The sequence below is a fragment of the Mycobacterium sp. genome (genome assembly GCF_050700595.1).
Lineage (GTDB): Bacteria > Actinomycetota > Actinomycetes > Mycobacteriales > Mycobacteriaceae > Mycobacterium.
In genome coordinates, this window is sequence record NZ_JBOHHI010000192.1 from 1 (window position 1) to 10,633 (window position 10,633).

14 protein-coding genes, 3 pseudogenes and 2 riboswitches are annotated in these 10,633 nt (G+C 63.2%); of the genes and pseudogenes, 13 read left to right on the forward strand and 4 right to left on the reverse strand.

From position 1 onward, the window contains the following. Window positions 1-282: 282 nt before the first annotated feature. A pseudogene (locus ACRDTL_RS18025) lies at window positions 283-432 on the reverse strand (CopG family transcriptional regulator); the annotation flags it as partial. Window positions 433-471: 39 nt separating this feature from the next. Here ACRDTL_RS18025 and ACRDTL_RS18030 point away from each other — a divergent pair. From ACRDTL_RS18030 to ACRDTL_RS18080, 11 genes are all read left to right on the forward strand, one after another. Further along, the gene (locus ACRDTL_RS18030; protein WP_431508061.1) at window positions 472-669 is read left to right on the forward strand and encodes a type II toxin-antitoxin system VapB family antitoxin; all 198 of its coding nucleotides are present in this window, start codon (window positions 472-474) and stop codon (window positions 667-669) included. Continuing rightward, window positions 666-1,064, forward strand: coding sequence for a type II toxin-antitoxin system VapC family toxin (gene vapC, locus ACRDTL_RS18035; RefSeq protein ID WP_431508062.1), 399 nt, complete (start codon window positions 666-668; stop codon window positions 1,062-1,064). The genes ACRDTL_RS18030 and vapC overlap by 4 nt, the downstream gene beginning before the upstream one ends. Before the next feature lie 88 nt (window positions 1,065-1,152). After that, window positions 1,153-1,264: riboswitch (SAM riboswitch) on the forward strand. Between the two features lie 33 nt (window positions 1,265-1,297). Further along, entirely contained in the window at window positions 1,298-2,077 is a 780-nt protein-coding gene (locus ACRDTL_RS18040; protein ID WP_431508063.1) for a hypothetical protein, read from the forward strand. A gap of 72 nt (window positions 2,078-2,149) precedes the next feature. Next, window positions 2,150-2,962 (forward strand): helix-turn-helix domain-containing protein, encoded by an 813-nt coding sequence (locus tag ACRDTL_RS18045; protein WP_431508064.1) that lies wholly within the window; start codon window positions 2,150-2,152, stop codon window positions 2,960-2,962. A gap of 50 nt (window positions 2,963-3,012) precedes the next feature. Then, complete coding sequence (locus ACRDTL_RS18050) at window positions 3,013-3,318, forward strand: nucleotidyltransferase family protein (RefSeq protein WP_431508065.1); 306 nt, start codon at window positions 3,013-3,015, stop codon at window positions 3,316-3,318. Continuing rightward, the gene (locus ACRDTL_RS18055) at window positions 3,308-3,643 is read left to right on the forward strand and encodes a HepT-like ribonuclease domain-containing protein (protein WP_431508066.1); all 336 of its coding nucleotides are present in this window, start codon (window positions 3,308-3,310) and stop codon (window positions 3,641-3,643) included. Before ACRDTL_RS18050 ends, ACRDTL_RS18055 begins: the two co-directional genes overlap by 11 nt. A gap of 214 nt (window positions 3,644-3,857) precedes the next feature. Then, complete coding sequence (locus ACRDTL_RS18060) at window positions 3,858-4,001, forward strand: hypothetical protein (protein ID WP_431508067.1); 144 nt, start codon at window positions 3,858-3,860, stop codon at window positions 3,999-4,001. 45 nt (window positions 4,002-4,046) lie between these two features. Continuing rightward, window positions 4,047-4,159: riboswitch (SAM riboswitch) on the forward strand. Window positions 4,160-4,239: 80 nt separating this feature from the next. After that, on the forward strand, window positions 4,240-4,851 hold the full coding sequence (locus tag ACRDTL_RS18065) for a hypothetical protein (protein ID WP_431508068.1): 612 nt from the start codon (window positions 4,240-4,242) through the stop codon (window positions 4,849-4,851). Between the two features lie 152 nt (window positions 4,852-5,003). Beyond that, window positions 5,004-5,264, forward strand: coding sequence for a type II toxin-antitoxin system Phd/YefM family antitoxin (locus tag ACRDTL_RS18070; RefSeq protein WP_431508069.1), 261 nt, complete (start codon window positions 5,004-5,006; stop codon window positions 5,262-5,264). Continuing rightward, window positions 5,261-5,668 carry a type II toxin-antitoxin system VapC family toxin gene (locus ACRDTL_RS18075; protein WP_431508070.1) on the forward strand — a complete coding sequence of 136 codons (408 nt, stop codon included), beginning with the start codon at window positions 5,261-5,263 and terminating at the stop codon, window positions 5,666-5,668. Before ACRDTL_RS18070 ends, ACRDTL_RS18075 begins: the two co-directional genes overlap by 4 nt. Before the next feature lie 230 nt (window positions 5,669-5,898). Then, window positions 5,899-6,405: a hypothetical protein gene (locus tag ACRDTL_RS18080; RefSeq protein ID WP_431508071.1), complete on the forward strand. Its 507-nt coding sequence runs from the start codon at window positions 5,899-5,901 to the stop codon at window positions 6,403-6,405. A gap of 25 nt (window positions 6,406-6,430) precedes the next feature. Here ACRDTL_RS18080 and ACRDTL_RS18085 read toward each other — a convergent pair whose 3' ends face one another. The 3 genes and pseudogenes from ACRDTL_RS18085 to ACRDTL_RS18095 all read right to left on the reverse strand — a co-directional run. Next, the gene (locus tag ACRDTL_RS18085) at window positions 6,431-6,817 is read right to left on the reverse strand and encodes a DUF732 domain-containing protein (protein ID WP_431508072.1); all 387 of its coding nucleotides are present in this window, start codon (window positions 6,815-6,817) and stop codon (window positions 6,431-6,433) included. A gap of 350 nt (window positions 6,818-7,167) precedes the next feature. Continuing rightward, window positions 7,168-7,878, reverse strand: a complete 711-nt coding sequence (locus tag ACRDTL_RS18090; RefSeq protein WP_431508073.1) for an endonuclease/exonuclease/phosphatase family protein — start codon at window positions 7,876-7,878, stop codon at window positions 7,168-7,170. 174 nt (window positions 7,879-8,052) lie between these two features. Further along, window positions 8,053-9,264: pseudogene (locus ACRDTL_RS18095) on the reverse strand (serine/threonine protein kinase); the annotation flags it as partial. A 9-nt stretch (window positions 9,265-9,273) separates the two neighbouring features. Here ACRDTL_RS18095 and ACRDTL_RS18100 point away from each other — a divergent pair. After that, a pseudogene (locus ACRDTL_RS18100) lies at window positions 9,274-9,849 on the forward strand (TIGR02206 family membrane protein); the annotation flags it as partial. 316 nt (window positions 9,850-10,165) lie between these two features. Further along, a partial coding sequence (locus ACRDTL_RS18105) for an N-acetylmuramoyl-L-alanine amidase (RefSeq protein WP_431508074.1) occupies window positions 10,166-10,633 on the forward strand: 468 nt, incomplete at its 3' end.

The window sequence follows — 10,633 nt, forward strand, 5'->3', positions numbered from 1 at the left end:
ATGCACCGACGCCGCCGACTCGACGTCCAGATGCACACCAGTACTACGGAACCCAATCTGACGACCCACGAGGCAACACCCTTTCGAACGAATCAGGTGTTGCAGCGATCACTTGAGCCTGCCCGCAAAAACCCGTGCCCTGAACGCAGTCTCGCGTACCAGACTGCAGACTCAACCCGTGTCTTCAGACCCTAAACGTTGTTGATCCGAATCCTGGGTATTGGACCTTCCCGAACTTGATGTCGTATGCGATATCAGCGCGGAGCAGAAGTCTTCTCGTTTCAATGCGGCCGCCCGCTCGTCCTTGCTGCGGTTTCCGTAGGCGGAGCGAATCGCCCGACGGATCAGCTCTGACCGGGACGCGCCACTTGCCCTGGCGGCGCGATGCAGCAGTTCGATCTCCTCGTCGTTAAGGGTGATCTGCGTTCGCATGACATGATCTTACACAACAGGTGGTGTAAGGTAATGTGTATGCGCACGAACATTGACATCGATGACGACGTATTGCGCGAGGCCCAGCGCCTGATCGGGACCCGGACGAAACGCGAGACGGTGAACCTGGCACTGCGTGAACTCGTCGCCCGGCATCGCCAGATCGGCATTCTCGATCTGCGCGGGAAGGTGCACTGGGACGGCAACCTGGCCGACAGTCGTCGCGGCCGCTCGTGATCGTCGTCGACACCAGTGTGTGGATCGATGTTCTGAACGACACCCCCGCACCGCAGGCCCAGCGTTGTGTTGAGCTCATTGAATCAGGAGAACCGATCGCGCTCACCGACGTCGTCCTCACCGAAATTTTGCAGGGGCTGCGGTCGGATCGAGAGGCAACGCTGGTGGAACGGCATCTGCGCGCCTTCCCGATCCTTCGCCTGCAGGATCTTGATGATTTTGTCCTCGCAGCCAAGTTGTATCGCGCAGCGCGGCGCGCCGGCGTGACCATCCGTAAGACGCTCGGCTGTTTGATCGCCGCTCCCTGCGTGCGTACCGGTGCTCCGCTGCTGCATGCCGACGAGGACTTCGACCGGCTTGCTGACTGCACACCGCTTCGGATCTGGACGGGTTGAGGGTTTTCGCAGATACGGAACCCGGTCGCTCACTGCTGCCTGGCTGAGCAACCGAAGTTGTCGGTGCCCCGCGCTATCTTTGGCTCGGCTTCATGAGACGCCGTCGGCAAGCTCCGACTGGACGGCGCGCCAACCCCACGCTCGTGGGTGGCTCGGATGACGAAGCGACCGGCACCGACCGGCGCCGGTAAGAGCGCCTCCACGGCGGAGGCTTCGGAGATCGGGAGGTATCCATGGCGCGTTTTCCGGACCATTCCGTGGCGCAGTCTCGAGTCATTCTGCTCGGTGACCACGAGACGGTGCAGCAGCACCGCGACGACTTGTCCGAGCATGCGGCGCAGCACGGATGCGTCATCGCCGACGCGTACTCGTTCGCGCCGGGCGAGCCGGCAGTGCACGACGACCTGACGCACGTCGATGCGGTGGTGTCGGCGCTGGGCCGCGCGATCGCGGACCGCATGGACATCTGGGTGCCTTTCGCGGGGCCGGATCTGGGGCGTGAGCAGCACTGGCGGCGGCTGAGTCTGCTGCTGCAGCGCCACGGCCTCAATCTTCGGGTCGGTCGGGAACTCGAGTCGTGCCCGATCACCGGCGGGTTCAGCGAGATCGACTTCGCGCTGCGACGCGAAGTGCAGGTTGTCGACGAGCTCGACCACGCGGCTCTGGCGGCTGCGGGAGCCGAAAGTCTTGGGCGCGAAATCGAATTGGCCCTGGTTGCCGCGGGTGCCCGGCAGTCCCGCACACCGAGTGCTGTCACCGAAGTCGGTCCTCGAAACGAGAGGGCCTCAGCGCCGATGCTTCCGGTGCCGACGACGCCGTGGGCGCAGCGTCAGCCGGTGCTGAAGCGCTACGTGCGTTGGCTCGTGCATGGCTGCGGCGTCACGCAGGTGGCCGCCGCGCGGGTGCTGAACTCGACGGGCCAGCGCACCCCGAAAGGCCGCCTGTGGCAGCCGGCAACGGTGTCCGCGTTGCTCAACGGCCGTTACGACCGAAGTGCCGAGGCATGCCGGTGAGGAATCCGATGGTTGGGGGAGTAGTCAGCCAGCCATATACACAACTATGTCGGACACGATATATTTGTGTATATGGAGCTGACGACTCGCGAAGCGGCGGAGCGCTTGAATGTGCATCCGTCGCGAGTGCGCGCGCTGATCCATGCGGGTGCGCTGCGCGCTCGTCGGGTGGGCAGTCAGTGGCTTATCGACGCCGACAGCCTGGACCGCCACGCTTCCCTCATCGCCGGACATGCCACAGGGCGGTCGATGTCGCCACGCATCGCTTGGGCCACAGCAGCTCTCATCGACGGCAGGACTGACGGGCTGATCGCCAGCGAGCGTTATCGCCTGCGGCGACGACTAGCCGACACCGATATCAGTGTCGAGACGGTGCAGCGGTGGCTATCGCGCCGGGCCGACGACGTCGCCCGTTATCGGGTGGGTGAACGTGACATCCCTGCCGTGGTCGGTCGCGACGGCGTGGTGGCGACCGGTGTAAGTGCTGCATCGGATTACCGTCTGGGACTGGGTGCCGGAGGCTCCGGGGACGCCTATGTCACCAGCCAAGCGCGGTACCGGTTGGTGCGCGACTATGCGCTGATTCCGAGCACCCGGGGCAACCTCACGCTGCGTGTGGTTGACCAAGGTTGGCACCTGGCGACCGCGACGGCGGGTGAGCACCACCTGGTAGCGCCCCGGTTGATCGCAGGCGTCGATCTTGTTGAGGACAACGATGCACGCACTCGCAGCGCGGGACGGAAATTGATCTCCGCTGCGCTGGACGGCTGGGGGCGTTCGCGGCAATCACCGGACAGTCCGATACCACACCAGCGATCTGTTGAACGGCAACGTGCCGACTCGACGACTTCGCTGTCGCCTGCGATATGTGGCAAGTCGTTTTAGAGGCGATTGTTGCGCACCCCGCCCAGGCGGCGTTGCGGCATCATTGCAGTGTGAGACTTAGGTCCGGGCTGAGCATCGAGGATGCCTTCCTCGACAGCTTTGCCAAGCGTTGGGGGATCAGACGACTCGCACTGTATGGGTCGGCGCTGCGCGAAGACTTCGGTCCATCCAGCGACGTCGACATGCTGGTTGAGTTTCTTCCCGATCGAACTCCTGGTTTATTGCGGCTCGCTGAGATGGAGCTCGAGCTCGAAGCCGTCCTGGGCCGAGAGGTCGAGTTGCGCACGTACGAGGACCTCAGCCCCTATTTCCGTGACGACGTGGCCGCGACAGCACGCCTGCTCTATGCGGCCTGACGACCAGATCCGCCTGCGGCACCTCACCGAGCCTGCATCCAAAGCAGTTGGCTACTGTGCTGGGCGACAGCGAGCCGACCTCGACAGCGACGAGCTTTTGCGCCTCGCGGTTACCAAACTTGTCGAGATCGTCGGCGAAGCCGCCAAACACATCAGCCCCGAGCTCCGCGCGGCCGCACCCGATGTCCCGTGGGCCGTAGCTGCCCGCATGCGTGACCGCCTCGTCCACCACTACTTCGACATCAACCTCGATATCCTCTGGCGCACCGTTACGGAAGAGCTCCCCAGCCTGCTCGAGACGCTGCCGCCGGTTGAATCGGAATAAACTTGTCGGATCGGGGCCTCGGTCTCAGTGCTACACGATCGACTGGTTCACACCGGGCAGATACCGCTACGCCGATGACCCCGGTATCCGGGCGGCCAATCGTCCGCGGGAATCACAGTTCTTGCCGCACTTGTGTATTCATGCCGCAGCGTTGGGTTTCGCGGCCACGGTAGCCATTCCACATGCAGGACCGCATCCCCGAAACGGGTCGTCTATGCCGACAGCTCCGTGGGCGCAACGCCAGCGGATGCTGAACTCGGCGGGCCAACGCATTCCGAAAGGCTGGCTGTGGCGGTCGACCACAGTGTCCGCGCTGCTCAACGGCCGCTACGACCGCGGTGTCGTGGGTTGCCGGTGACGAAGCGCACCAACTTGTCGGTCGGATGCGCTAACCTTTTGTCAGCTTCACGAGATGTCGTCGCCAAGCTCCGACTAGACGGCACGCCAACCCCACGCTCGTGGGTGGCTCGGATGACGAAGCGGTCGACACCAACCGGTGCTCGACAAGAGCGCCTCCCGCGGCGGAGGCCCGATGTTTCGGGAGTCCTGCAATGTCTGCCAATCGTTCCTGCGGGTCGTACGGGCCCGGTCACGCCATGCACTGGATCCAGGCGAAGAAATCGCACGAGGGCGACCAACCGATCATCACGGTGAAACTGACCGCCGTTCACGACGACGGCTGCGTCGACATCGAAGGCGACAACCTGGAACTGACGCTGTGGCATCACGCTCCTCGCCATCTTCGCCCGGCGCTCGGCGCTCGTGCCCAATGGACGCCGAAATATCACGTGCTGTATGTGGATTCGGCCGGCCACTTCAACCTCGCCAAGCTGGATCAGGTTGAGCCATGCAAACCGCCCATTCGTCGGCGACCGACCGAGACCACCAGACAGTTCATTGAGCGGGCGATGCGGGATTACCACGGTTACACGGTTCCGGAGCGCTGGCTGGCTGATCTGGATGCCATCCCAGACGGCGACACCGGGGAACCGCAGTCCGGCTACCTGGTTGGCACTAATGACCCAACCCCTCACGAAAAAGCGCTGTTGCGCAAACTTGCGGAGGAGTTCGGTGGACGGCCCCCAGTCAACAACGCTGATGACGTTGAACATCGCCGCCGAGACCAACCAACAAGCCCGTTGACAGAACCAGCGCGGCGGCCTGTTTCCGTGAACGCACACGTTTGCGGTTCGTGGTTACCGGAATGACTCCTGCAAACTCAACAGCCGACCAGCAACGAGAGAGGTCCAGGATGGCCGATTGCGCAGCGGAGGGCTGCGAGGTCATCGGCGATGTCTCGGGTCCGATTATCAGCGGTCGTCACCGGCGGCATCCGCTACGGATATGCTACGCTCGTAGCATGGCTGAAGTGGCGTCTCGTGAGTTGCGGAACGATACGGCGGGCGTGCTGCGGCGCGTGCGGGAAGGACAGGACGTGACGATCACGGTCAATGGCCGACCCGTCGCGGTCCTTACTGCGGTTCGCCCCCAGCGTCGGCGCTGGCTGAGCAAGGCAGAGTTCCTGGCGCGATTGCGCCACGCGCAAGCCGATCCCGGGTTGCGCGAGGACCTCGCGGCGCTCGCGGGCGACACGACCGAGGATCTCGGTCCGATCCGGTGAGCGCCAGGCGGACGACCGGAGTGCTCGACACCTCGGTGTTCATCGCGACCGAAAGCGGCCGGCAACTCGACGAGGCCCAGATTCCCGACGAGGTCGCCACAACCGTCGTCACACTCGCCGAACTGCACGCCGGCGTGTTGGCCGCGACGACCTCCGAGATCCGGGCGCAACGCCTCGCGACATTGGAATCCATTGCGGATATGGAAATGTTGCCAGTCGACGACGAAGCGGCCCGAATGTGGGCGCGGTTGCGGATCTACCTCGCCGAGACCGGCCGGCGGGTTCGGATTAACGATCTGTGGATCGCGGCCATCGCGGCATCGCGAGCATTACCGGTCATCACCCAGGACGACGACTTCGCGGCCCTCGACGGCGCGGCCAACACGATGATCATCCGGGTCTGATCAGTGACCGTGGGGTGAGCACCAGCGGTAATTACGTCGTTGGCCGAAGGAGCCGAAACGTAGCTGTTCGTCGGCCGAGGGGTGATGGCCTCTGTCATGGCTCGCCATGACCGCCACAAGGATGCTTCGTGCGGGCGAGGAGGCGTTCGACGCTGAAGAGCGGCCAGCGTAGGCAGCAAGTCAATGCGTCTCCCGTGGTATTCGTCTTACATTTGTATTGCACTTTGAGGGTGGCGGTTGATTGGGCGGCATCAGAGCGAGCCGAGTACATCGTTGCCATGCACGGTGTCGCGCCCGAGCAAGCCAGCGAGGTACTGGATGATCCCAACGTCGTGGTGTTCCGGCGCAAGCGCCTGGAGATCGAACGCCAAAGACCGCCGCTACTACGAGGGAGCCGAGTGAACATGGCCATCAGCAAGAAGACCCGTGACTTGATCGCCGAAGAGGCCGCAGCCGCCGAGGCCGGCGAAGCCGACCAGGACACGCCCGTCCCGTCCGACATCAAGATCACCCGCGGCCACCCACGCAGCAAGGTACTGCAGGTGCGACTGAACTCCGAGGAACTCGATGCACTTGAGCGCATTGCCACCAGACGCGCATTGCCGGTCTCGACGATTGCCCGCGAGGAACTGCTGAGGTTTATCAATGAGGAGTCGGCACTTGACCCGGCCGCGCAGATCGCAGCGGCCGCCGACAGGATCCGGTCACTAGTCAGCCGAGTGCGCACCCAGGTGTGACACGCGGCAGCTCTTGCTGCCCGTATCAGGTGATCGCAACCAGTTGCTGGGGTGATCGCGCCGGCGCAGGCGGCACGTCCTGAAGACGTGGATCCAGCGACGGGCAATAAGCCGCTGTCGCGGCGGCCAGGATCATCGCCGCCTCGTTGAACGTGTAGCCGATGTTCATCAATTTGGTGATGGTGATCCGCCAGTTGGTACCGATGGCCATGTCCTGGCAGGCGCCAAGGCCCTGCGTCCGCATCGCGGGGGGATTCCAAATGACCATCCCCAGGTTCTGCAGGTTTGAGTAATAGACATAGTCCTGCGTCGGATCGGCGTGCGCGGGGGCGGCAAGACCGACGGCAACCGCCAATACGGCAATCGCGAGTATCGGGCTCAGAGCCCACCAGCGTTTTCGGTGTGTACTCATTTCGGCTTCCTCTGTATCTGGTCGGTGCCGACGCGGGTTTGCAGTGTCAACACCGACCGGTGGCTAGCTGAGAGAAGCTACCTGTGCCCACCGACAAGTGACCGAGTACGTGGACAGCGCGCTTGTCAAGTCGATGCGCCGAGGCTGTGCACAACGCGTGCCAAATCCGAATTGACATCACGCATGTGGCCGCCGCACGGGTGCTGAACTCGACGGGCCAGCGCACACCGACGAAAGGAGAACCCCTAACCAACCCCAGAACTACCGCACGGGGTGGGGACTTTTATCAGACCACCAGTGGCTACTTCGAGTTGGCCATTGACAGGCCATCCAACACAAACACCAAAGCCTTAGTCTTCCGCCATCGATACGATGAGTGCCGAGTGGTCAGTCTCTTTGAGCAGTCTTGGGGTGTGGTCAAATTCGCACGACGTAACTTGTCGGGCTAGTTCGGGACGCGCGTAGGCGTGGTCGATGCGGAAGCCGTTGTTTGCAGCATTCGCGCTGAACCAGGAGTATTCACGGACTTCTGGATGTAGGGATCGCCATATATCGACATAGCCGGTAGCGATAAATCGGCCGGGTAGCTCCGGCCCATAGAATTTGGTGCCGTTAGGATTCTTGTCCAGATCATTGCTGCCGGTGTTGAAGTCGCCGATAAACAGGTCAACGCCACTGCGTCCGCCGTGTTCGATCAACGATTCCCAGTACGCGAACTTGTCGGTCTTCTGGGGCATGTACACACCGCAGATCACCAGGTCGCCGGTTTTCGCACACCAAAGATGGCGGGCGTCAAGGTGTTTGCAGAATGACCAGGATCGTTCGATAGCCCAACGCGAGGCAATGAACACAGAATTGTGCGCAGGGTCGGAGCCAGGATGCGAGGTCATGTATCCGGCTTGCCGCAGTGCGCTTTCGAGACGATCGCCTTTGTCGTTCGCCTTGAACTCGGGCACGACGAGCATGTCGGCGTTGTAGCCGAGCATGCGGCTGACGAGCAAGTCAATACGACCGGTTGTCCCGCCACCGTGGCGGATGTTCAGCGTTGCGATCGTGGTCATCGGATTCCAAAGCCGGGCGCGAGTTGATCAGTAATTAGCTTGCTCCAATCCCTGGCAGCGTCGGTCAGCGCGAGCGTAGGCCGAAGAACCGACAGCGCGAAGTGGCACGATACCCCTGGCTGCTACAGGCACGGCGCTCCGACCTGCACCCCCCTAAGCTCCTGTGCCCGCTGGTCAGTTGTAGGCGGTGCTTCCCTCGACCGGGTGCGTGGTGCTGATGAGCTTGGCGATGCAGTGGTCGTTGTCAAGCCGTTTGCTTCTGCACCATGCCAGGGCACCGGACGGGTCGGAGTAGGTGATGCCTACAACGGTGACCCAGTAATCCGAACCGGAGAATGTTGACCAGTCGCCCGACCACAGCAGTTGTACTCCGGAATCCCGATACCGCTCGCCCAGATCAACGTGTTCTTGCCGGATCATTGCGTTATCCCACACGAGACCCTGGTCGACGACTCCCGGGCGCTTGGAACTGAGTTGCGGCACCCACCAATCGGCAAGTTGAGTGCTGACGAACGGCCGGTCTAAGCTTGCGCGTTCCCGCAGCCATTGGAGGGCGGCCGCCTCGGGATCTGCCGGTACCGATTCCACCGTGCTGGAAGCGGGCGTCGATGGCAGCGACGACGTTTCGTCAGTGGTGTTTTCCGGAGCCGTGTAGGTCGACGGTGTGGGATAGGCGGCAGTCGACTCAGGACTCGGACGCTCAGACCTTTGGGTGACGAGAATACCGATGACGACGCCGATGGCTCCCAACAGCAGTGCCGATGCAACTGCGACAACAGTGAGTAATACCGATGTCCCTGAGCGTTCGTGCACCGCCTCCGCGGGCGCGACAGCCGTGGGACCGGTTGCAGGCCCGCTCACACCCGCATTGCTGGCGGCCGGCATCGTATAGGCCTGAGACGGGTTATGCCCGTTTCCTTTCAGTGCGCGTTGAGCGGCGCGTCCCAGGGCGCCCGCGCTGCCGTAGCGGTCGTCGGGTTCTTTTGCCATGCCGCGCGCGATGACGTCATCGAAAGAAACGGGCAGGCGCGGATTGATGGCGCTGGGGCGCGGCGGGGGCGAGGCAATGTGGGCCGCCATGGCCTGCTCGAGGCTGTTTCTCGGGAAGGGAGTCCGCCCGGTCAGCGCCTCGTGCAGCACGCCCGCTAGCGAATAGACATCGGCGGCGGGTGTGGTCGGCTGGTCGTTGAATCGTTCGGGCGCCATGTAGTCGAGGCTGCCGATGTGGTAGCCGGCCATCGTCAGATGGGTGTCGCCCTTGGCCTGGGCGATACCGAAGTCGAGCAGGTAGGCGAAATCGCCCGGTGTGATGATGATGTTTTGGGGCTTGACGTCGCGATGAATCAAACCCTCGGCGTGCGCCGCATCCAACGCCGACGCGATCTGGCTCCGCGCGAGTCGCAAGCCCGGCGCCTGGGCCGCATGCTTGGGGCGGCGACGGCCGCGATATACGTCGTGGTGTTGGTCTATTCACTGATGCCGCCCACCATCGGCGAGTCGGTACCACTTCGGTTGACCGATCTCGCGACCGCCGCGGCGGCCTATGCGTTGTGGTCGCAGCGACCCTGGACCTTCGCACTGACCTACTACTGGGGCCTCACATTGAGCACCCAGGCGTTGATCTCACCGGTTCTGAAGAGCCCGGATTTCCCCAACTACCAGTTCCTCGGTTTCTGGGCGATTCACCTGCTGGTGGTCTGGGCGGCCATCTATCTCACGTGGGGTCGAAGGATGCGACCCACGTGGCGCAGCTACCGCTTCGTAGTGATAGTCACGGTGGTTTGGGCGGCCGCCACCTTCACGTTCAACAGCATCGCCGGAACCAATTACGGCTTCCTCAACGGAAAACCCCAGACCGCATCCCTGCTGGACGTATTGGGCCCCTGGCCGGTGTATCTGCTGACCGCGGCCGCACTCATCCTCATCGTGTGGGCCCTGATGACCTGGCCGTGGGAGCGAACAGAACGCTAAGCCGAACGCCATCGGCGACTGAGCTTCTATGGTGTCCGTCATGGACAACGTCCCGCCCTTCCGGGACGACGGCTACCAGGGGCGCGTCAGCCGCCGCCGGGCTCTCGGGCTCGTCGGTGCAGCCGGCGTGGCGACCATCGTCGGCGGGTGCTCGACATCTGTCACGAAGGCCGCGGCCGGCCCGAGTCCAATTCGAGCGGCCCCACCATCCCAGCCGATAGCCCCGCCAGCCGCAGCTTCGGGGGTCCTGTTGTGTCGGGACGCCTGGGGCGCCCGTCCCGCCCGCGGGGGCGGTAGGCCGCACACCATCACCCGCATGACCCTGCACCACGAGGCCGTGGTCCTCAGCGACAACCGCAATGCCCCAGGCCACTTGCGCAAGGACCAGCGCTACCACCAAGACCAGCTGGGATGGATCGACATCGCGTATCACGTCGGCGTCGACCGCAATGGCAACATCTACGAACTGCGCAGCACCAAGATTGCAGGCGATACTGCGACAGACTACGACACAACCGGCCACTTCCTGGTCCTCTGCGAAGGAGACTTCGACCAAGAGGTTGTACCGGAAGCCCAACTCCATGGAGCCGCCCTCGTATTCGCCTGGGCCGCCCAAACTTTCGGTATTGCCAGCAGCACCCTGGCCGGCCATCGGGACCTAGTGGTGTGTCTCGCAAATAATCAAGGTGTTGTTCGGTATCCTTGTCTCATGAGTGCACCAGCAGCGCCGTTGCCGTTGACCGCCGGTGAGCGCGACACCTTGGAGAGGTTGGCGCGGGCGCAG

What these genes read in the sequence shown, in the direction of transcription:
- ACRDTL_RS18040 (WP_431508063.1), top strand. Translation starts at nt 1,298, where the DNA reads ATGGCGCGTTTTCCGGACCATTCCGTGGCGCAGTCTCGAGTCATTCTG.
- ACRDTL_RS18055 (WP_431508066.1), top strand. Translation starts at nt 3,308, where the DNA reads ATGCGGCCTGACGACCAGATCCGCCTGCGGCACCTCACCGAGCCTGCA.
- ACRDTL_RS18045 (WP_431508064.1), top strand. Translation starts at nt 2,150, where the DNA reads ATGGAGCTGACGACTCGCGAAGCGGCGGAGCGCTTGAATGTGCATCCG.
- ACRDTL_RS18070 (WP_431508069.1), top strand. Translation starts at nt 5,004, where the DNA reads ATGGCTGAAGTGGCGTCTCGTGAGTTGCGGAACGATACGGCGGGCGTG.
- ACRDTL_RS18065 (WP_431508068.1), top strand. Translation starts at nt 4,240, where the DNA reads ATGCACTGGATCCAGGCGAAGAAATCGCACGAGGGCGACCAACCGATC.
- ACRDTL_RS18030 (WP_431508061.1), top strand. Translation starts at nt 472, where the DNA reads ATGCGCACGAACATTGACATCGATGACGACGTATTGCGCGAGGCCCAG.
- ACRDTL_RS18060 (WP_431508067.1), top strand. Translation starts at nt 3,858, where the DNA reads ATGCCGACAGCTCCGTGGGCGCAACGCCAGCGGATGCTGAACTCGGCG.
- ACRDTL_RS18090 (WP_431508073.1), bottom strand. Translation starts at nt 7,878, where the DNA reads ATGACCACGATCGCAACGCTGAACATCCGCCACGGTGGCGGGACAACC.
- ACRDTL_RS18085 (WP_431508072.1), bottom strand. Translation starts at nt 6,817, where the DNA reads ATGAGTACACACCGAAAACGCTGGTGGGCTCTGAGCCCGATACTCGCG.